Annotated in this window: 16 protein-coding genes; 15 read left to right on the plus strand and 1 reads right to left on the minus strand. The window is 70.8% G+C overall.

Translation table 11 applies throughout. The features are described from left to right. Positions 1–496: 496 nt before the first annotated feature. The 14 genes from ACH4U8_RS18120 (at position 497) to ACH4U8_RS18185 (ending at position 16,776) form a co-directional block, all read left to right on the plus strand. Entirely contained in the window at positions 497–2,260 is a 1,764-nt protein-coding gene (locus ACH4U8_RS18120) for a penicillin-binding protein 2 (protein WP_360305056.1), read from the plus strand. Between the two features lie 93 nt (positions 2,261–2,353). Next, complete coding sequence (locus tag ACH4U8_RS18125) at positions 2,354–4,027, plus strand: UDP-N-acetylmuramoyl-L-alanyl-D-glutamate--2,6-diaminopimelate ligase (protein WP_360305058.1); 1,674 nt, start codon at positions 2,354–2,356, stop codon at positions 4,025–4,027. Then, entirely contained in the window at positions 4,024–5,445 is a 1,422-nt protein-coding gene (murF, locus tag ACH4U8_RS18130) for a UDP-N-acetylmuramoyl-tripeptide--D-alanyl-D-alanine ligase (RefSeq protein ID WP_360305060.1), read from the plus strand. The genes ACH4U8_RS18125 and murF overlap by 4 nt, the downstream gene beginning before the upstream one ends. Further along, positions 5,442–6,500, plus strand: a complete 1,059-nt coding sequence (gene mraY, locus ACH4U8_RS18135) for a phospho-N-acetylmuramoyl-pentapeptide-transferase (RefSeq protein ID WP_355537423.1) — start codon at positions 5,442–5,444, stop codon at positions 6,498–6,500. The genes murF and mraY overlap by 4 nt, the downstream gene beginning before the upstream one ends. 6 nt (positions 6,501–6,506) lie before the next feature. After that, on the plus strand, positions 6,507–8,006 hold the full coding sequence (murD, locus tag ACH4U8_RS18140) for a UDP-N-acetylmuramoyl-L-alanine--D-glutamate ligase (protein ID WP_379992211.1): 1,500 nt from the start codon (positions 6,507–6,509) through the stop codon (positions 8,004–8,006). A gap of 11 nt (positions 8,007–8,017) precedes the next feature. Continuing rightward, entirely contained in the window at positions 8,018–9,337 is a 1,320-nt protein-coding gene (gene ftsW, locus ACH4U8_RS18145; protein ID WP_360305062.1) for a putative lipid II flippase FtsW, read from the plus strand. A 5-nt stretch (positions 9,338–9,342) separates the two neighbouring features. After that, a complete protein-coding gene (gene murG / locus ACH4U8_RS18150; RefSeq protein ID WP_360305467.1) occupies positions 9,343–10,437 on the plus strand; it encodes an undecaprenyldiphospho-muramoylpentapeptide beta-N-acetylglucosaminyltransferase in 1,095 nt (364 codons plus the stop codon). A 20-nt stretch (positions 10,438–10,457) separates the two neighbouring features. Further along, positions 10,458–11,306 (plus strand): cell division protein FtsQ/DivIB, encoded by an 849-nt coding sequence (locus tag ACH4U8_RS18155; protein WP_395778740.1) that lies wholly within the window; start codon positions 10,458–10,460, stop codon positions 11,304–11,306. Between the two features lie 291 nt (positions 11,307–11,597). After that, positions 11,598–12,773 (plus strand): cell division protein FtsZ, encoded by a 1,176-nt coding sequence (gene ftsZ / locus ACH4U8_RS18160; RefSeq protein WP_379992165.1) that lies wholly within the window; start codon positions 11,598–11,600, stop codon positions 12,771–12,773. A gap of 96 nt (positions 12,774–12,869) precedes the next feature. Next, positions 12,870–13,601, plus strand: coding sequence for a peptidoglycan editing factor PgeF (gene pgeF / locus ACH4U8_RS18165; RefSeq protein ID WP_395778742.1), 732 nt, complete (start codon positions 12,870–12,872; stop codon positions 13,599–13,601). 43 nt (positions 13,602–13,644) lie between these two features. Further along, positions 13,645–14,370 (plus strand): YggS family pyridoxal phosphate-dependent enzyme, encoded by a 726-nt coding sequence (locus ACH4U8_RS18170; protein WP_360305070.1) that lies wholly within the window; start codon positions 13,645–13,647, stop codon positions 14,368–14,370. 73 nt (positions 14,371–14,443) lie between these two features. Continuing rightward, positions 14,444–15,088: a cell division protein SepF gene (locus ACH4U8_RS18175; RefSeq protein WP_026218733.1), complete on the plus strand. Its 645-nt coding sequence runs from the start codon at positions 14,444–14,446 to the stop codon at positions 15,086–15,088. A gap of 65 nt (positions 15,089–15,153) precedes the next feature. Then, the gene (locus tag ACH4U8_RS18180; protein ID WP_020552920.1) at positions 15,154–15,438 is read left to right on the plus strand and encodes a YggT family protein; all 285 of its coding nucleotides are present in this window, start codon (positions 15,154–15,156) and stop codon (positions 15,436–15,438) included. A gap of 45 nt (positions 15,439–15,483) precedes the next feature. Continuing rightward, a complete protein-coding gene (locus tag ACH4U8_RS18185; RefSeq protein ID WP_360305073.1) occupies positions 15,484–16,776 on the plus strand; it encodes a DivIVA domain-containing protein in 1,293 nt (430 codons plus the stop codon). A 137-nt stretch (positions 16,777–16,913) separates the two neighbouring features. On the opposite strand, the gene ileS is transcribed toward ACH4U8_RS18185, so the two are convergent. Next, complete coding sequence (gene ileS, locus ACH4U8_RS18190; RefSeq protein ID WP_395778744.1) at positions 16,914–20,063, minus strand: isoleucine--tRNA ligase; 3,150 nt, start codon at positions 20,061–20,063, stop codon at positions 16,914–16,916. Between the two features lie 629 nt (positions 20,064–20,692). Here ileS and ACH4U8_RS18195 point away from each other — a divergent pair. Beyond that, positions 20,693–21,142, plus strand: coding sequence for a TraR/DksA family transcriptional regulator (locus tag ACH4U8_RS18195; RefSeq protein ID WP_360305077.1), 450 nt, complete (start codon positions 20,693–20,695; stop codon positions 21,140–21,142). The last annotated feature ends 23 nt before the right edge of the window (positions 21,143–21,165 follow it).

Consider the following 21,165-nt stretch of genomic DNA (forward strand, 5'->3'; position numbering starts at 1 on the left):
TGGCCGGGACGGTGCCGCGGCGGCCGGTGGGCGGTCGGTGCGCCCGCGCGGCGGAGCGGCGGACGGTGACCGGTCGAGTCGCTCGGGCGCGGGCGACGGTGGATCCGGCGCGGGTGCGGCCGGGGCCGGGCGGCGGGCGGGTGAGGGCGCCGCGCGGTCTCGCGAGGAACGTTCGGCCGCGCGGCGACCCCGGCCGAGGTCGAGCGAGGCACCGGTCGAGGGTGGCGCGGGGGCGCGTCCCGGCCCGCGGCCGCGCCCTCGGCCGGACGCGCGCGGGGTCGAGGCGCCCGGCCGGCCGGAACGCGTGCGGCGTCCGCGCCCGACCGGCGGTGAGGGTGCGCGCGGCGCTCGGGACGCCGCTCGGGCCGACCACGCCGGCGCTCGCCCGGTGCGCCCGGCCCGACCGCGCCCGGGGGCGGCCCGGCCCGGTCGCACCCGCGACGCGCATCCGGCCGGCCGGCCTCGGCCCGCCCGCCGGCCGCGGTCCGCCGTGCGGATGGGCGACCCGCGCAAGCGGCTGCGGATCGGGCTGATCGCGCTCGGCGTGGTGCTGACCCTGTTCGCCGGCCGACTGCTCCAGTTGCAGGCCCTGGACGCGCCCGCCTATGCCGCACAGGCCGCCGCCAAGCGCACCCAGACGGTCAATGTCCCGGCCGAACGCGGCTCGCTCACCGACGCCTTCGGGGTCAGCCTGGCCAAGTCGGTGGACGCGTACGACGTCACCGCCGACCCGGCCCAGGTGCAGAAGTACGACCCGCACGCCACCGCGCTGGCGCTGGCCCCGCTCGTGAACGGCGACCCGGTCGCCATCGAGGAGAAGTTGCGCACCCCCAAGTCGCGCTACGTGGTGCTCGCCGCACAGGTCGAGCCCGCGGTGTGGAACCACATCCGCCAGGTGCAGAAGGACCTGGGCAAGGTACGCCGCAACGACCTGGTCGGCATCTACTCGACCAAGCACAGCAAGCGGGTCTACCCGGCCGGACCGGTCGGCGCGAACCTGGTCGGCTTCGTCAACGCCACCGGCCACGGCGGCGGCGGCCTGGAGATGACCCTGGACGGCCGACTGGCGGGCAAGGACGGCCGGACCACCCAGGAGATGGTCTACGGCCGTCGGGTGCCCACCTCCGACCTCACCGGCCGCGAGGCGGTGCCCGGCGCCGACGTACAACTGACCGTCTCGCGCGACCTCCAGTGGTACGCCGAGCAGTTGATCGGCGCCAAGGTGACCGAGACCAAGTCCGAATCCGGCACGGTCGTGGTCCAGGACGTGCGCACCGGACAGATCCTGGCGATGGCCACCGCGCCCGGCTACGACCCCAACCACATCGGCCCCGGCGACGTGCACAACCTCGGCAACCGGGCCGTCGAGGAAGCCTACGAGCCGGGCAGCACCGGCAAGGTGATGACCATGGCCGCGGTCATCCAGGAGGGCCGGGCCACCCCCGGCACGCACGTGACCGTGCCGAACCGACTCGCGCGCGCCGACCAACTGTTCAAGGACGAGCACGACCACCCCACCCAGCAGCTCACCCTGGCCGGCGTGCTGGCCAAGTCCAGCAACATCGGCACGATCCTGGCCTCGGAACAACTCTCGCCCAACCGGGCCGAGGCCAACGCCAAGCTGCACGACTACCTGACCCGGTTCGGCGTCGGACAGCCCTCCGGGCTGAAGTTCCCGGGCGAGACGCCCGGCATCCTGGCCCAGCCGCAGAAGTGGAACGGCAGCCAGCAGTACACGATCCCGTTCGGCCAAGGCCTGTCGGTCAACTCGGTCCAGGCCACCTCGGTGTTCCAGACCATCGCCAACGGCGGCGTGCGGATCGAACCGAGCCTGGTCAAGGGCAGCACCGGCCCGGACGGGAAGTTCAAGCCCGCCGAGGCACCCAAGTCGAACGTGGTGGTCAGCCCGGAGACCGCCCGCCAGGTGAGCGACATGCTGGAGACGGTGGTCGCCGACGACGGCGGCACCGGCAAGAACGGCCGGATCCCCGGCTACCGGGTCGCGGGCAAGACCGGCACCGCGAACCGGGTCGACCCCAAGACCGGCCGCTACAACGGCTACACGACGTCCTTCATCGGCTTCGCCCCGGCGGACAACCCGCAGGTCGTGGTGTCCGTCACGCTCCAGGCGCCGGGCATCGACGGCGGCGGCGGCAGCCTGTGCGCACCGGTGTTCCAACAGGTGATGACGTTCGCCCTGCAGAGCCGCCGGATCGCCCCGAGCGGCAGCGCGCCGCTGGACCTGCCGATCGAGTGGTGAGGGTGCCGCGCCCGTTCGCGACGGCTTCCCCGTCGCCGGCCGCGGCACCACCGAGGACGAGTCGACGGCCCAAAGCGCGGTAGCCTGCCCGCCGTGCCCAACCGTGATCTGCGCCGCCCAGCCGAGGTGCGCCCCCAACCGCTGACCGGCCTGGCCGGGTTCGTCTCCGTCCCCCTCACCGGCGCCCCGAGCGACCCGGAGACGACGCTGACGGGTGTCACCCACGACTCGCGGGCCGTGCGCCCGGGGGATCTGTACGCCGGGCTTCCCGGCGAGAACTTCCACGGTGCCGCGTTCGCCGGACAGGCCGCCGCGGCAGGGGCGGTGGCCCTGCTGACCGACCCCGCGGGCGCCGAACTGGCCGCCGACAGCGGCCTGCCGACCCTGGTGGTCGCCGATCCGCGCGGCCGACTGGGTGAGATCGCCGCCTGGGTCTACGGGCGGCCCGCGCAGGACCTGGTGTTGTTCGGCGTCACCGGCACCAACGGCAAGACCACCACCGCCTACCTGCTCGACGGCGGACTGCGCGCCGGCGGCGGCACGACCGGGGTGATCGGCACGGTCGAGACCCGGATCGGCGAGGAGGTGGTGCCCAGCGTGCGCACCACCCCCGAGGCCACCGACGTGCAGGCGCTGCTCGCGTCGATGCGGGAGAACGGCGTCACCGCCGCGGTCATGGAGGTCTCCAGCCACGCGCTGGCGCTGGGCCGGGTGGACGGCACCGTCTACGACGTCGCGCTGTTCACCAACCTGTCCCAGGACCACCTGGACTTCCACGCGTCCATGGAGGAGTACTTCGAGACCAAGGCCGAGCTGTTCACCCCGCGCCGCTCGCGGATCGGCGTGATCGACGTGGACGACGCCTACGGGCGTCGGCTCGCGAAGACGGCGAGCGTGCCGGTGCTGACCGTGTCCGCGGCGGGCGCCCCGGAAGCCGACTGGCGGGCCGAGGACATCGACCCGGGCCCGGACGGCAGCCGCTTCACCGTGGTGGGCCCGGACGGGCAGAAGGCCGAGGCGAGCGTGCGGCTGGCCGGCACGTTCAACGTCTCCAACGCGCTGCTGGCGATCGTCGCGCTGACCGCGGGCGGCGTATCGCTCGCGGACGCGGTCGAGGGCGTGGGCCGCACCCCGGGCGTGCCCGGGCGGATGGAGCGGGTGGACGCGGGGCAGTCGTTCCTGGCCCTGGTCGACTTCGCGCACACTCCGGACGCGGTGGAGACGCTGCTGGGTGCGCTGCGCCCGGTGACCGCCGGCACGCTGACCATCGTGCTCGGCGCGGGCGGCGACCGGGATCGGGCCAAGCGCCCGCTGATGGCCGCCGCCGCCGCCCGGTTCGCCGACCGGGTCGTGCTCACCAGCGACAACCCGCGCTCGGAGGACCCGTCGGCGATCCTGGCCGAGATGCTCACCGGCATCCCGGGCCTCGCCGACCCGCACGGCAGCGTGCTGGTCGAGCCGGATCGGGTCGCGGCGATCGGGCTCGCGGTGGAGCAGGCCGGCCCGGGCGACACGGTCGTGGTCGCGGGCAAGGGACACGAGCAGGGCCAGGAGTTCGCGAACGGGGTCAAACACCCCTTCGACGACCGCGTCGAGCTGCGTCGCGCGGCGGCCAGAACCATGCACGGCGGCCCCGCGTCCCCGAAGCAGTCCGACGATGCGAGGATCGTGGCTCCCGCACCATCAACGCACACCCCGACGTCCGAGACCCCGAACCCAGGCGTCCCGGCGACCGGCACCTCGCGTGCCGAGGAGACGAACCAGTGATTTCCACCACTCTTGCCGAGATCGCGAAAGCTCTCGGAGGGCGGCTCGCGGGCGACGCGGACCCGAACGCCCGCATCACCGCCGAGGTGGTCGTGGACTCCCGCAAGGTCGGCCCCGGCTCGCTGTTCGCGGCCGTGCGCGGCGAACACGTCGACGGGCACGACTACGGGCGCGCCGCGATCGAGGCCGGTGCCGTCGCGGTCCTGGCCGACCACGACCTCGATGTCCCGGCGATCGTCGTGGACGACGTGGTCCGCGGTCTGGGCGTGCTCGCCCGGGTGATCACCGGCCGACTGCCGAACACCACGGTGATCGCGTTGACCGGGTCCTCCGGCAAGACGAGCACCAAGGACCTGATCGGCCAGGTGCTCGCCCGCATGGGCCCCACGATCGCCCCGAGCGGCAACTTCAACACCGAGATCGGCCTGCCGCTGACCGTCCTCGGCGTGACCGAGGAAACCCGATACCTGGTCGCCGAGATGGGCGCACGCCACATCGGCGACATCGCCTACCTGTGCGAGATCACCCCGCCGCGGATCGGTCTGGTGCTCAACGTCGGCTCCGCGCACATGGGCGAGTTCGGCGGTCGCGAGGGCATCGCCCGGGCCAAGGGCGAACTCGTCGAGGCGCTGCCCGCCGACGGCGTGGCGGTGCTCAACCAGGACGACCCGCTCGTGCGGGCGATGGCGCAGCGCACCAAGGCCCGCGTGGTCACCTTCGGCGAGAGCGCGAAGGCGGACGTACGGGCCGAGAACGTGACACTCGACGAGCAGGGCCGAGCCTCCTTCACGCTGTGCGTGCCGGAGGGCAGTGCGCCGGTGATCTTGCGCCTGTACGGTGAGCACCACGTGGCGAACGCTCTCGCGTGTGCCGCGGTGGCACGCGAAGTGGGCATGACCGTCGAGGACATCGCGGCGGCCCTCGGCGCTGCCGGTACGATCTCCCGCTGGCGGATGGAAGTGACCCGCAGGGACGACGGGGTGACCGTCGTGAACGACGCGTACAACGCCAACCCCGAGTCGATGCGAGCCGCGCTCAAGGCGCTCGTCGCGATGGCGGGCGGCAATCGTACGTTCGCCGTGCTGGGCGAGATGCGTGAGCTGGGCGAGGAGTCGCTGACCGAGCACGATGCGATCGGGCGACTCGCGGTACGCCTGAACATCCACCGGCTGGTGGCCGTGGGCGGCAGGGAGGCCGCCTGGATCGACATGGGCGCGAAGAACGAGGGTTCGTGGGGTGAGGAGTCGGTGCTGGTGCCCGACGTAGAGGCGGCCGTCGAACTACTCCGGGGCGAACTGGCCCCGGGCGACGTCGTACTGGTGAAGGCGTCCCGAGGGGTGGCCCTGGAACGGCTCGCGGCCGCGCTGTTGGCGGACGCCGCCGGGGACGACGTGAGCAACGCGGAGGTGCACGGGTGAGGGCCATCCTCATCGCCGGCGGCATCGCCCTGGTGTTGTCGCTGATCGGTACGCCGCTCGCGATCCGGATCCTGGTCAAGCGTGGCTACGGCCAGCTCATCCGGGACGACGGTCCGGCCGGACACCACAGCAAGCGGGGTACGCCCACCATGGGCGGCGCGGTGATCATCCTGGCGGCGCTGGCGGGTTACGGCGGCGCCAAGGCGATCACCCTGGAGACACCCAGCGCGTCCGCGCTGCTGGTGCTGTATCTGATGGCGGGCCTGGGCCTGGTCGGCTTCGTCGACGACTTCATCAAGATCGTCAAGCAGCGCAGTCTGGGTCTGCGGGCCAAGGCCAAGCTGGCCGGACAGTCCTTCGTGGGCATCTCGTTCGCGCTCCTGGCGATCCAGTTCAAGGACGCGCGCGGGTTCACCCCGGCGTCCACACACCTGTCCTTCGTGCAGGACACCGCGCTCGACCTGACGCCGGTGTTCTTCGTGATCTGGGCCTACATCCTGATCGCCGGGCACTCCAACGGCGTCAACCTCACCGACGGTCTGGACGGTCTGGCGACCGGGGCCTCGGTGATCGTGTTCGGCGCGTACACCTTCATCGGGGTCTGGCAGTACGGCCAGTCCTGCCTGAACGCGCCCGGCGTGGGCTGTTACGACGTGCGCGATCCGCTGGACCTGGCGATCGTGTCCGCGGCGATGATGGGTTCGTGTTTCGGCTTCCTGTGGTGGAACACGTCACCGGCCAAGATCTTCATGGGCGACACCGGTTCGCTCGCACTCGGCGGCGCGCTCGCCGGGCTGGCCATCCTGACCCGCACCGAGCTGTTGTCCGCGCTCATCGGCGGCCTGTTCCTGATCATCTCGCTGTCGGTGATCATCCAGGTGGGCTACTTCAAGATGACCGGCAAACGGGTGTTCAAAATGGCGCCACTCCAGCACCATTTCGAACTCAAGGGGTGGACCGAAGTACTCATCGTGGTTCGGTTCTGGATCATCGCCGGCCTGTGCGCCATTCTCGGGATCGGCATCTTCTACGCGGGCTGGGTTACGGGAACTTAAAGAGACGTGAGTAAGACAGACCTGAGCACCTTCACCCATCACGGTGCGCCGTGGGCCGAGTTGTCGTTCTGTGTCGCGGGCACCGGGGTCACCGGTGCCTCCGCGGCCCGGGCGCTGCACGGCCTGGGCGCGCGCGTCGTGGCGATCGACGGCGTCGACGACGACAACGCCCGGCGGCGCGCCGAGGAACTGCGCGCGGTGGGCGTCGAGGTGCGCCTGGGCGACGACGAGAGCCTGCCGGAACGGGTGGACGTACTGATCGCCTCGCCCGGACTGCGGCCCACCAAGCCGCTGTTCGCCGCCGCGCGCGCGGCGAGTGTGCCGGTGTGGGGGGATGTCGAACTGGCCTGGCGGCTGCGGCCGCGGGAGAACCCCGCGCCGTGGCTGGCGATCACCGGCACCAACGGCAAGACCACGACCGTGCGCATGCTCGCCTCGATCCTGGAGGCGTCCGGCAAACGGGTCGCGGCGGCCGGCAACGTGGGCACGCCCGTGGTGGACGCGGTGCTCGCCCGCGACGGGGACGGCGAACCCGCCTACGACGTACTCGCGTTGGAGTTGTCCAGCTTCCAACTGCACTGGCTGCCGACCTGGGAGGAAAGCCCCAAGGACGACGCCGGCGCGCCGCGGATGCTGGCCGCGGCGGTGCTCAACATCGCGCCGGACCACCTGGACTGGCACGGCTCGCCGGAGGCGTACGCGGCGGACAAGGGCCGAATCTACGGCGGTTGCCAGATCGCCTGCGTGTACAACCTGGCCGACCCGCAGACCGAGCAGCTCGTGCACGAGGCCGAGGTCGAGGAGGGCTGCCGCGCGGTCGGCTTCGGGCTCGGCCCGCCGAGCCTGTCCAACTTCGGGGTGGTCGAGGATCTGCTCGCCGACCGGGCGTTCGTGGCCGATCGGCACAGCACGGCCGCCGAGTTGGCCACCGTGGGCGATGTGAACCCGCCCGCGCCGCACAACGTGGCGAACGCGCTGGCCGCCGCCGCGCTGGCCCGCGCCTACGGCGTGCCGCCGGTGGCGGTGCGCGACGGGCTGCGCGCGTTCCGGCCGGACGCGCACCGGATCGCGCACGTGGCGACGGTGGCCGGTGTCGACTACGTGGACGACTCCAAGGCCACCAACGGCCATGCCGCGGCGGCCTCGCTGGCCGCCTACCGGGACATCGTGTGGATCGCGGGCGGCCTGGCCAAGGGCGCCTCGTTCGACGACCTGGTCTCCGGCGCGAAGAACCGGCTGCGCGCGGTGGTGCTGATGGGCGCCGACCGTGCGGTGATCAAGGACGCGCTCGCGCGACACGCCCCCGATGTCCCCGTGGTCGAGGTCGCCGCGACCGACACTGGGGCCATGGAACTGGTGGTGGGTGAGGCGGCGGCGCTGGCGCGGCCCGGGGACACCGTGCTGCTCGCGCCCGCGTGCGCGTCGATGGACATGTACGCCAACTACGGAAAGCGCGGCGACGCCTTCGCCGACGCGGTTCGCGGACTCGACCCAGCGGCCGGCTGACCGGGCGAGCGATGGCCGCCGGTCCGCAGACTCGCGAGGCACGCCCCACGCCCACCGCCGACAAGCGGCGGCCGCGGGGCGGTTCGCGGTTGCCCAAACCGCGCGCCGACCCGGCGCGCGCGCCCGGATCGGCGCGCCGCGAGGTGCGCCGGGCCCTGGACAGCCCGCTCACCGCCTACTACCTGCTGCTCGGCTCGGGCCTGCTGCTGACCGTGCTGGGTCTGGTGATGGTGCTCTCCGCGTCGCAGATCACCTCCCGGACGATCTACGGCTCCTTCGACGCGATCTTCACCAAGCAGTTGATCGCGGTCGCGATGGGCTTCCCGTTGATGTGGATCGCGTCACGTCTGCCGCTGCGCTGGTATCGCCGGTTGGCCTATCCGTTCCTGATCGGCTGCGTCGGCGCGCTGTGCCTGGTCCTGGTGCCCGGTCTGGGCATCGAGGTGAACGGCAACCGGAACTGGATCGGCTTCGGCTCGTTCCAGATCCAGCCCTCCGAGTTCGCCAAGCTGGGCCTGGTGTTGTGGGGGGCCGACGTGCTCACCCGCAAGCGCCGGCTGCTCGGCCGGTGGCGGCACATGTTCGTCCCGCTGCTGCCCGGGGCCATGGTGATCCTGTTCCTGGTGCTGCTCGGTGGTGACATGGGCACCGCGATGATCATCACCGTGCTGGTGCTCGCGCTGTTGTGGATCGCCGGCGCGCCCGGCCGGTTGTTCGCCATGGCGATCGCCGTGGTGTCCGTGCTGGCCACCGTGCTGATCGTGCTCAAGCCGCACCGGGCCGCCCGCTTCGCGGGATTCCTGGACCCGTTCTCCGACCCCAACGGCAGCACGCTGCAGGCCGCCCAGGGCATCTATTCGCTCGCCACGGGCGGCTGGTTCGGCAGTGGAATCGGGACAAGCTACGGCAAATGGGGCACTTTGCCCGAGGCGCATACAGACTTCATCTTCGCCGTCATCGGCGAGGAATTGGGTCTGGTGGGGACGCTGTCCGTACTCACCCTCTTCGCGGCCCTAGGCTATGCAGGTATCCGCGTCGCGAGTCGCACGAAAGACCAGTTCGTACGGCTCGCCGCGGGTGGCGCGACCGCGTGGATCATGGCCCAGGTCATGATCAACGTCGGGGCGGTGCTCGGCCTGCTGCCGATCGCCGGAGTGCCGTTGCCATTGGTGTCCTACGGAGGTTCCGCCCTGCTTCCGACCATGTTCGCCGTGGGCATGCTGTTGTCCTTCGCCCGAGGTGAGCCAAAGGCCGAGGCGGCGCTCGCCGCACGCGGGCCCGGGGCGGTTCGTCGAGCGTTCGCGCGGATCCTGCCGCGCAGGGATGGGTGAATCAGGTGCATGTCGTCCTTGCCGGCGGAGGAACCGCCGGGCACATCGAGCCCGCTCTGGCATTGGCGGACGCGCTGCGCCGCCAGAACCCCAACGTGGGTATCACGGCGCTCGGCACGGCCAAGGGCCTGGAGACCAAGCTCGTTCCCGCTCGCGGCTACGAACTCGCGTTGATCCCGGCCGTGCCGTTGCCGCGCAAGCCCACGCCCGAGCTGATGACCGTTCCCGGTCGCCTGCGCGGCACCATCCGCGAGGCCGCGGCGGTCCTGGAACGGACCAACGCGTCCTGCCTGGTCGGCTTCGGCGGCTACGTCGCGCTGCCGGGCTACCTCGCGGCCAAGCGCCAAGGGGTGCCCACGGTGGTGCACGAGGCCAACGCCCGGCCGGGTCTGGCCAACAAGATCGGCGCCCGCTACACCCGATTCGTCGCGGTGAGCACGCCGGACAGCAAACTGCGCGGGGCCCGCTACATCGGCATCCCGCTGCGCCGGGCGATCGCCACGCTGGACCGCAACGCGCTGCGCGACGAGGCCCGCGCGATGTTCGGCCTGGACCCGATGCGGCCCACGCTGCTGGTCTTCGGCGGTTCGCAGGGCGCCCGACGGCTGAACGAGACGCTCGCCGCCACCGCCCAGCAACTGCTCGCCGAGGGCGTCCAGGTGCTGCACGCGGCCGGGCCCAACAACGAACTCAAGATCAGCTCGCCGCCCGGCGGCCCGGCCTACGTCGTGGTGCCCTACCTCGACCGGATGGACCTGGCCTACGCGGCGGCCGACATGGTGCTGTGCCGGGCGGGCGCGATGACCTGCGCCGAGCTGGCCGCGGTCGGCCTGCCCGCGGCCTACGTACCGCTGCCGATCGGCAACGGCGAGCAACGGCTGAACGCGCAGCCCGTGGTCAAGGCCGGTGGCGGCCTGCTGGTCGACGACGCCGACCTGACGCCGGACTGGATCCGCTCCTTTGTGCTGCCGGTGCTCACCGACGCGCGCAGGCTGCACGACATGGGCAAGGCGGCGGCCGAGTTCGGTCGGCGCGACGCCGACGAGGAACTGGTCCGGATGGTCCACGAGGCGATCGCCGCCGCGCGATTGCCTCAGTAGTCGCAGGCCGAGGAGCGTTCTTGCCCGAGACGAGGGAGCGCGCGCCGGGGCGTCCGGCCAAGGTCCGCCCGGGGCGTCCGGCCAAGGCCGGGCGCGGCCCGCGGCGGCGCTGGACCAATCTGCGCCCGCTCCTCGTCCTGGTGCTGCTCGTGCTGCTCGCCGGGGCCGGGTGGGGGATCGTCTATCACTCGCCCCTCCTGGACACCCGCACGGTGGCCGTCGGCGGAACGGGCACGCTGCCCCGGGATCAGGTCGCCCGGGTCGCGGCGGTGCCCATCGGCGAGCCGCTGGCCGGGATCGACCTCGACGCGATCCGGGCCCGGGTGGCCGCGATCCCGCGGGTCGCCTCGGCGCACGTCGAGCGGGACTGGCCGCACACCGTGCGGATCTCGGTGCGCGAACGGGTGACCGCGCTGGTCGTGCCGGCCGCGGGCCGCTACGCGGAGTTCGACAAGGACGGCGTACGGTTCGGTACGGTGGACGCCGCACCGGTGGGGGTGCCGGTGGTCGAGACCGACGCCGACACGGTGAGTCGGGAAACACTACGGGGGGTGGTCCAGGTGGTCACGGCATTGCCACCGCCGGTCGCCCAACGTGTGCGCGACATCACCGCGCGAACCCGGGACGACATCGTGCTCGTGCTGGACAAGGGCGAGACCGTGGTGTGGGGCGGAGCCGAAGCGTCCGACCGCAAGGCTCTCGTACTCGCGGCGCTGTTGCCACGACCGGCGAAGTTCTACGACGTCAGCGCGCCCGACGCGCCGGTGACCCGGACCCAACCGTTTCCCTCGGTGGCGCCGCCCGCGCCCGCCCAGCCGTTACCCCCGGTCGCACCCGCCGCGGCGGTTTCGACCCCGATCACGCCGTGACGAGGAGCGGAAGCACCCCGGCACTGCGATAAAACAATAGGGACAGGTTCGGCGTGTTCGTTGAACCGTGTCCGATGGGGACCTAGTGTCGGCCTAGCCCCCAGGTTGACAAAGCAGTAATCCGCACCGTTCGCATCGGCGGCGTTCGATGCGAATCGGTGTAACTCTATACCTGAGGGTGAGGGTTTTGGTGGCTCGCGGAAATCGCGTCCCGACCTCCCCAAGTCGGCAAATGTCGGCATGCCGGAACCACGGCACGCCGACCGGAACTCGAGGCGAGAGGCCTTCGACGTGGCAGCACCCCAGAACTACCTCGCAGTCATCAAGGTGGTCGGTATCGGCGGTGGCGGTGTCAACGCCATCAACCGGATGATCGAGGTCGGTCTCAAGGGCGTCGAGTTCATCGCGATCAACACCGACGCCCAAGCCCTCCTCATGAGCGATGCCGACGTCAAGCTCGACGTCGGCCGGGAATTGACCCGCGGCCTCGGCGCCGGCGCGAACCCCGACGTCGGCCGCAAGGCCGCCGAAGACCACCGCGAGGAGATCGAGGAGGTCCTCAAGGGGGCCGACATGGTCTTCGTCACGGCGGGCGAGGGCGGCGGCACCGGCACCGGTGGCGCCCCCGTGGTGGCCAACATCGCCCGCTCGCTCGGCGCGCTCACCATCGGTGTGGTCACGCGCCCGTTCACCTTCGAGGGACGGCGTCGCGCGAACCAGGCCGAGGACGGCATCGCGCAACTGCGCGACGAGGTCGACACCCTGATCGTCATCCCCAACGACCGACTGCTGTCCATCTCCGACCGGCAGGTCAGCGTCCTGGACGCGTTCCGCTCGGCCGACCAGGTGCTGCTGTCCGGTGTGCAGGGCATCACCGATCTGATCACCACGCCCGGCCTGATCAACCTGGACTTCGCCGACGTCAAGTCGGTGATGTCCGAGGCGGGTTCGGCGCTGATGGGGATCGGTTCGGCGCGCGGGGACGACCGGGCGGTGGCGGCGGCCGAGATGGCCATCTCCAGCCCGCTCCTGGAGGCGTCCATCGACGGCGCCCGCGGCGTGCTGCTCTCCATCTCCGGCGGCTCCGACCTCGGCCTGTTCGAGATCAACGAGGCCGCGCAACTGGTCAGCGAGGCCGCGCACCCCGAGGCCAACATCATCTTCGGCGCGGTGATCGACGACGCCCTCGGCGACGAGGTGCGGGTCACCGTGATCGCGGCCGGCTTCGACGGCGGGCAGCCGCCGTCCAAGAGCGAATTGGGCAAGCCCGCGACCACGACCCAGGCGTCGCGGCCGGAGCCGGTGGGGCGGCCGACCCAGAACCAGGGTCCGGGCGTGCTGCACGAGCCGACCCCGCCGCCGACCACCTACCAGACGCCGGTTCCCCCGAGCCCGCGCACGCCGTTGGTGCCGGAGCCGATCAAGGACGACCTGGATCTGGACATCCCGCCCTTCATGAAGTCGTAGCACCGTGAAGTCGTGACATTCGCGGCAAAACACGCGAGTGCTACGACACTCTCGATAAATCGACACAAGAATTTCGACACAGGGAGTGGGCCCGACGTGTTCACGCGAAGGGCCGCCTCCGGCGGCGCCCGTTTCGCCTTCACCGACCGGTGGGGCGGCACGGGCGTCGCGCCGTATGACGAGTTGAACCTCGGCGACCATGTGGGTGACGACCCGGGCGTGGTCGCCGCGAACCGCGCGCGCACCGCCGAGGCGTTGGGTCTGGCACCCGAACGGGTGGTGTGGATGAACCAGGTGCACGGCGACACCGTCACCGTCGTCGACGCCGCGTCCGCCGAGCCGTTGCCCGCCACCGATGCCCTGGTCACCGCGACCGCGGGGCTGGCGCTCGCGGTTCTGGTCGCCGACTGCACCCCGGTACTGCTCGCCGATCCGCAGGCCGGCGTGGTGGCCGCCGCGCATGCCGGCCGACCGGGGCTGGCCGCGGGCATCGTGCCGGCCGCCGTCGAGGCGATGTGCAAGCTCGGCGCCGACCCGGCGCGGATCCTCGCCCGGACCGGGCCCGCCGTCTGTGGCGCCTGTTACGAGGTTCCCCAGGCGATGTGCGACGAAGTGTCCGCAGTTGTCCCGGCGGCCCGCGCACGCACCCGCGAGGGCACTCCGGGGCTCGATATCCCGGCCGGAGTGTGGGCGCAACTCGCCGCGCAGGGGGTTGTGTCGGGTGAGAAATCGCACATCTGCACCCGCGAGTCGAGCGACCATTTCTCCTACCGCCGGGACCGGCGCACGGGTCGGATCGCCGGCTACGTGTGGCTCGCGGAGAGCTGACCCCGCCCGGGCGGGTCCGCCCCTCGTCGGCGACGATGGACGAATGGAAACGCACGCTCAGCCGACCGCGGACGGCGCCCGTCGAGGTGCCGAACTCGCCGCCAACCTGGCCGCCGTCGAGGACCGGATCGGCGCCGCGTGCGCGAGTGCCGGTCGCCCGCGCGCGGACGTCACCCTCGTGGTGGTGACGAAGACGTATCCGGCGAGCGACGTGCGACTGCTCGCGGGACTCGGCGTTCGCGACGTGGGCGAGAATCGCGACCAGGAGGCGGCGCCCAAGGCGAAGGCCACCGAGGACCTCGACCTCACCTGGCACTACGTCGGTCAACTCCAGACCAACAAGGCCAAATCGGTGGCCGGTTACGCCGATGTGGTGCACTCGCTCGACCGAGTCAGGCTGGCCCGTTCGTTGTCCGCCGCAGCCGAGCGGCAACAGCGCACGATCACCGCGCTGTTGCAGGTCAGCCTGGATGAAGACCCGGCCCGCGGTGGGGTTTTTGCCGCCGATCTGGACGAACTCGCCGACGTGGTCGCCGGTGCGCCGAACCTGATTCTCGGCGGGGTGATGGCGGTGGCTCCGCTCGGTGTCGAACCCGCCCGCGCGTTCGCCGGGTTGCGAGAAATCGCAACCCGCCTACGCGAAGCCCATCCGACTGCAAACATGGTTTCCGCGGGGATGAGCAACGACCTCGAAGCGGCCATCGAGGCCGGGGCGACACATGTACGCATCGGTACTGCGGTGCTCGGAGTCCGGCCTTCCCTCCGGTAGCGTCGCCGTGAAGTGGATCGCACGACCCACGGTGACCTCAGCCGATCCACCGTGAGACCGGAGGAAGCGGAACATGGCCGGCGCAATGCGCAAGATGGCGGTCTACCTCGGCCTCGTGGAGGACGATGTCTACGAGTATGACGATTACGATGAGGACGACATCGGCCAGGACGGCCGCGACCGGGTCGAGCGCACCGATCGCCGCGAGGAGCGGCGGGACGAGCGTCGTGAGGAGCCACGTGAAGTACGCGAACCGCGTGGGGAATCGCGGGAACGTCGCGAGGATCTCGTTCGTGGAGCTACTGCCCTTCGCGAAGCGGGGGCCCTTCGCGACGAAGGCCGCCTTGAAGAACACCGCGCAACAGTGTCCGCCATGCCCGAACGCCGTCCCGAGAGCAGCACACCGGTGACCGTACACAAAGTCGTCAGCGAACGTGAGCCCTACCGCATCACGACGCTGCACCCGCGTACCTACAACGAAGCCCGCACGATCGGCGAGCACTTTCGCGAGAGCACGCCCGTGATCATGAACCTGACGGAAATGGAGGACACCGACGCCAAGCGCCTGGTGGACTTCGCCGCGGGTCTCGTGTTCGGCCTGCACGGCAGCATCGAGCGGGTCACCCAAAAAGTCTTCCTCCTGTCGCCTGCTAACGTCGATGTGACAGCCGAGGACAAGGCCCGCATCGCCGAGGGCGGGTTCTTCAATCAGAGCTGAGGTGTGCGAAAACTGAGGCTAGGTGCGGTCCTGACCAGAGGGACGGCACACGAGGGGGCAGGTAAATGAGCATCGCGCTGGAGATCATCCGCATCGTGCTCTACTGCTTTTTGATCGTGTTGTTCTTCCGCTTGGTGATGGACTACGTGTTCCAGTTCGCGCGGTCGTACGAGCCGCGCGGGGCCATGGTGGTATTGCTGGAGGCCACGTACTCCATCACCGATCCACCGTTGAAGTTGCTGCGCAGGTTCATTCCTCCGCTGCGCCTCGGGGGTGTAGCACTCGACCTGTCCTTCTTCGTACTGATGATCATCGTCTACATCCTGATCTCCGTCGTGGGCAGGCTGTAAGCGGTACCGTCTGTCCGATGCCGACGATCACGCTGAGGTGAAGAGATGCCGTTGACCCCCGAAGACGTGCGTAACAAGCAGTTCACGACCGTCCGTCTCCGTGAGGGCTATGACGAGGACGAGGTCGATGCGTTCCTCGATGAAGTCGAGGGCGAACTGACCCGACTTCTCCGGGAAAATGAGGACCTGCGGGCGAAACTCGCGGCGGCGACCCGTGCCGCCGCGCAGAGTCAGCAGCAGGCTCAGCAGCGCAAGGAGCGCGAACGCCCCGACGCACCCGTCCCGGCAGCCATATCCGGGCCGACCCCCGTTCCCCCGCCGCCCCAGATGGGTGGCCCGCAGGGGATGCAGGGCGGCCAGCACCAGATGCAGGGCGGCCCGCAGCAGCTCGGTCCCGGTGGACCGCAGCAGCACCCCATGGGGGGCCCGCAGCAGCTCGGTCCCGGCATGAGTGGTCAGCACCAGCTCCAGGGCCCGCCGCAGCACCAGTTGCAGGGCGGCCCCGGCATGAGCGGCCAGCACCAGCTTCCCGGTCAGCAGCACCAACTGCAGAGCGGTCAGCACCAGATGCAGGGCGGCCCCGGCATGGGCAACCCGAACATGAGTGGTCAGCACCAGCTCCAGGGTCCGCCGCAGCACCAACAGCAGCTGCAGCAGCACCAGTTGCAGGGCGGCCCGCCGCAGCTCGGTCCGGGTGGACCGCAGCAGCAGCAACAACAGATGGGCAACCCCGGTGGCGACAGCGCCGCTCGGGTGCTCGCGCTGGCGCAGCAGACGGCGGACCAGGCGATCGCCGAGGCCCGCTCCGAGGCGAACAAGATAGTGGGCGAGGCACGCACCCGCGCCGAGGGCATGGAGCGCGACGCGCGTTCCAAGGCGGACGCCCTGGAGCGGGACGCGCAGGAGAAGCACCGCGTCGCGATGGGCTCTCTGGAGAGCGCCCGCGCCACGCTCGAGCGCAAGGTCGACGACCTGCGTGCGTTCGAACGTGAGTACCGCACGCGCCTGAAGTCGTACCTGGAGAGCCAGCTTCGTCAGCTGGAGTCGCAGGCCGACGACTCGCTCGCGCCGCCGCGTACTCCGGCCACGGCCTCGTTGCCGCCGGCCATGTCGTCGGCGCCGGTACCGATGTCGCAGTCGATGGGCCAGTCGATGTCGCCGTCGATGTCCCAGCCGTCGTCGATGTCGCCGGCCATGACGCCGTCGATCGGGCAGCAGATGAGCCCGGCGATGACGCAGCAGATGTCGCCGGTGCGTCCGCAGCCGCAGCAGCCGCAGCAGATGCAGCAGCCCTCGCCGATGCGCGGGTTCCTGATCGACGAGGACCCCGACAACTGACCGGCCACTGAGCGTCGGTCGGCACATCCGAGAAGCGCCCGCCCCCTTCGGGGGGACGGGCGCTTCTCGGGTTTCGGGGTGTTTCGGGTGACTTCGGGTGATTCGGGCGGGACGGCCGGGGCCGTCCCGCCCGCCGGTTACACCTTGCGCAGCCAGAACCGCAGACCCAGCGCCGGGTCGCCGTGCTCGAACAACTCCTCGTCCTCCGGGGAGCCCTGGGTGAATTGGGTCGCCAGCACCTCGTCGGCGACCTGGACGCCGTGCGCGAGCAGCGCCGACGTGGTCTCCTCCGACTCGTCGGCGGCCCACCACACCAGGATCCGGTCGGACACCTCCAGGCCGGTGTTCTTGCGCGCCTCCTGGATCAGCCGGACCACGTCGCGGGCCAGACCCGCGAGCCGCAGTTCGGGGGTGATGGTCAGGTCGAGCGCGACGGTGGCGCCGTCCTGACCGGCCACCGTCCAACCCTCGCGCGGGGTTTCGGTGACGATGACCTCCTCGGCCGCCACCTCGACCTCCTCGCCCTCCACCACGACCACCGCGGTGCCCGACGCGCGCAACGACGCGGACAGCGTCGCCGCGTCCGCGCCGGCGATCGCCGCGGCCACGATCGGGGTGCGCTTGGCGAACCGCTTGCCCAGCGCCCGGAAGTTGCCCTTCGCGCTGTACTCGACCAGGTCGCCGCCCGCCTCGGACAGCGCCGCGACGGAGACCACGTTGAGCTCCTCGGCGATCTGCTCGCGCAGTTCGCCGGACAACTCGTCCCAGCCCGCCGCGCCGATCAGCGCGCGGCCCAGCGGCTGCCGGGTCTTGACCCCGGAGTCCGCGCGGGTGGCCCGGCCCAACTCGACCAGGCGCCGCACCAGCGTCATCTGCCGGCCCAACTCCGGGTGCACCAGCGCCGGATCCGCCGTCGGCCACGCGGCCATGTGCACCGACTCGGGCGCGTCGGCGGTGACCGGGCGGACCACGTCCTGCCAGACCCGCTCGGTGATGAACGGCACCAGCGGTGCCATCAACCGGGTGACCGTCTCCAACGCCTCGTGCAGCGTGGCCAGGGCGGCCGGCTCCGCGTTCCAGAACCGGCGCCGGGATCGGCGCACGTACCAGTTCGACAGGTCGTCCACGAACGCGGTGAGCGCCTTGCCCGCGCGCTGCGTGTCGTATGCCTCCAGGGCCGCGTCCACGTCGCCCACGAGGGTGTTCAGCTCGGAGAGCAACCACCGGTCCAGCAGCGGACGCTCGGCCGGTGCCGGGTCGCTCGCGCTCGGCGTCCAGTTGCCGGTGCGCGCGTACAGGGCCTGGAAGCTGACCGTGTTCCAGTAGGTGAGCAGGGTCTTGCGGACCACCTCCTGGATGGTGCCGTGCCCGACCCGGCGGGCCGACCAGGGCGAGCCGCCGGCGGCCATGAACCAGCGCACCGCGTCCGCGCCGTGCCGGTCCATCAGCGGGATGGGCTCCAGGGTGTTGCCCAGGTGCTTGGACATCTTGCGGCCGTCCTCGGCCAGGATGTGCCCCAGGCACACCACGTTCTCGTAGGACGACTTGTCGAAGACCAGCGTGCCGATCGCCATCAGCGTGTAGAACCAGCCGCGGGTCTGGTCGATCGCCTCGGAGATGAACTGCGCCGGGTAGGACCGCTCGAACAACTCGCGGTTGCGATAGGGATAGCCGAACTGGGCGAACGGCATCGAACCCGAGTCGTACCAGGCGTCGATCACCTCCGGCACCCGGGTCGCCCGCCCGCCGCACCCGGTGCCGTCGCCGGCCTTGGCCGGGCAGTCGAAGACCACCTCGTCGATGAACGGCCGGTGCGGGTCCAGCCCGGACAGGTCCCGGCCGGTCAGTTCGGACAATTCGCCCAACGAACCGACGCAGGTGAGGTGATTCTCGTCGCAGCGCCAGATCGGCAGCGGCGTGCCCCAGTAGCGGTTCCGGGACAGCGCCCAGTCGATGTTGTTGTTCAACCAGTCGCCGTAGCGGCCCCACTTGACCGTGTCCGGGTGCCAGTTGGTGCGCTCGTTCTCGCGCAGCAGCGCGTCCTTGACCGCGGTGGTGCGGATGTACCAGGACGGCTGCGCGTAGTAGAGCAGCGCGGTGTGGCAGCGCCAGCAGTGCGGATAGCTGTGCTCGTACTCCAGATGGCGGAACAGCAGCCCGCGTTCGCGCAGGTCGGCGACCAGCGCCTCGTCGGCCTTCTTGAAGAACTGCCCGCCCACCAGCGGCAGGTCCGGCTCGAAGGTGCCGTCCGGACGCACCGGGTTGACCACCGGCAGGTCGTACGCCCGGCAGGTCTTGAGGTCGTCCTCACCGAACGCGGGCGCCTGGTGCACGACACCGGAGCCGTCCTCGGTGGTGACGTACTCGGCGAGCACGACGAAGTTCGCGTCCTCCAGCGGCAGCAGGTCGAACGGACGCCGGTAGGCCCAGCGTTCCATCTCCCGACCGGTGAACCGCTCGCCGGTGGCCACCCAGCCCTCGCCGAGCGCCTTGGCCACCAGCGGTTCGGCGACCACCAGCCGCTCCGTGCCGTCGGTGGCCACCACGTAGGTCACGTCCGGGTGCACCGCGGCGGCGGTGTTGGACACCAGCGTCCACGGTGTGGTCGTCCACACCAGCAGCGCGGCCTGTCCGGCCAGCGGCCCGGAGGTGAGCGGGAAGCGCACGTAGACCGAGGGGTCCACGACCGTCTCGTAGCCCTGCGCGAGTTCGTGGTCGGACAACCCGGTGCCGCAGCGCGGACACCACGGCGCGACCCGGTAGTCCTGGGTCAGCAGACCCTTGTCGAAGATCTGCTTGAGCGACCACCACACCGACTCGACGTACTCGGGGTCCATCGTCCGGTACGCCTTGGACAGGTCGACCCAGTAGCCCATCCGGGTGGTCAGGTCCTCGAAGGCACCCACATGGGTCATCACCGACTCGCGGCACTTCGCGTTGAACTCGGCGATTCCGTACCGCTCGATGTCCGGCTTGCCGGCGAAGCCGAGCTGCTTCTCCACGGCCAGCTCGACCGGCAGGCCGTGGCAGTCCCACCCGGCCTTGCGCGGCACGTTGTAGCCGCGCATGGTGCGGTAGCGCGGGAATACGTCCTTGAACACACGGGCTTCGATGTGGTGCGCGCCCGGCATGCCGTTGGCGGTCGGGGGGCCCTCGTAGAAGATCCAGCTCGGACCGTCGGCGTTCTGGGCGAGGGAGCGCTCGAAGATGTCGTTGTCCCGCCAGAACGCGAGAACCTCGTGCTCCATGGCGGGCAGGTCGACCTGCGCCGGTACCGGGCGGTACATGTGGCTTCCTTCCGCGGGCTGTGATGCGTGCCTACCGAAGGGACGAGACCGCCGTGCGCCGGTCCCGCGGTACCACCCTTCTTGGCCGCGCGCCGCCGAGGGCGGGCACAACCCACTCGTGTGTGCGAGGGCCGGTTCTACGGGCCGATGCAAGATCGCATCGGCCTTTCCTCCGGCGGCTCCGGGGTGATCTTCACGTCGCGCACACCCCCGGGCTCGCACCGTCCCCGGATCGCTGGTGGCTGCGTGCGGCGCTACTCGTCCCCATCGACACCGTCTCGCTCTGCGGATTGTACGACCCCCACGGGTCGACGTGCCGCCGACTTGTCCCGCGCCCAGGTGCATAACGATCCGCTCGGGAACCGGTAACGAACGGGACACGTAGAAGAGGGATAAGCGTGGTTGCGTCTGGGCACAACCGATTTACGTCGCCGCCCCGGCGCAATCAGTGACGGGACGGCGCGTCCGGTTGTCCGGGGCGACCCATCCCTAAGCGAAACAAGGGGGCCGTGACCATGACGGATACAGAGAAGGCCAGTGGCGGGCGGACGCGTCGTGCGACCGCGACGACGACGCCGCGCGCCACGGTACGGGGAGGAACGGGACGCACCGTGAAGGCACCTGCACACGTGACTACCGCCGCCACGGCCACGCTGGCCACGCCGCCCGACGGGTTCCATGCGCCGGCGGTCTACGTGGTCCGGCCCGGCGAGGACCCGTGGGACACCGCGGAACTGCGCGAGGTGCGCGAGGGGCTGATCGAGACCGCGCACGAGCTGCGGGCCGAGATCGCCGTCTCCGAGAACGGCATCGCCGATCTGTTGCGCGACTCGGGCGAGGGCGCGGGCGACGATCAGGCGGACACGGGGACCAAGAACTTCGAGCGCGAGCACGAGATGTCCCTGACCAACAACGCGCGTGGCATGCTGCTCCAGTCGGAGAAGGCGCTGCGTCGTCTCGCCGACGGCACGTACGGGGCCTGCGAGTCGTGCGGTTCGGCCATCGGCAAGGCGCGCCTGCAGGCGTTCCCGCGTGCGACCCTGTGTGTGACCTGCAAACAGCGCGAGGAACGCCGGTAACCGTCGAGACGGCCGGCGGCGCG

The sequence above is a fragment of the Embleya sp. NPDC020886 genome (assembly GCF_044333915.1).
Classification (GTDB): Bacteria; Actinomycetota; Actinomycetes; order Streptomycetales; family Streptomycetaceae; genus Embleya.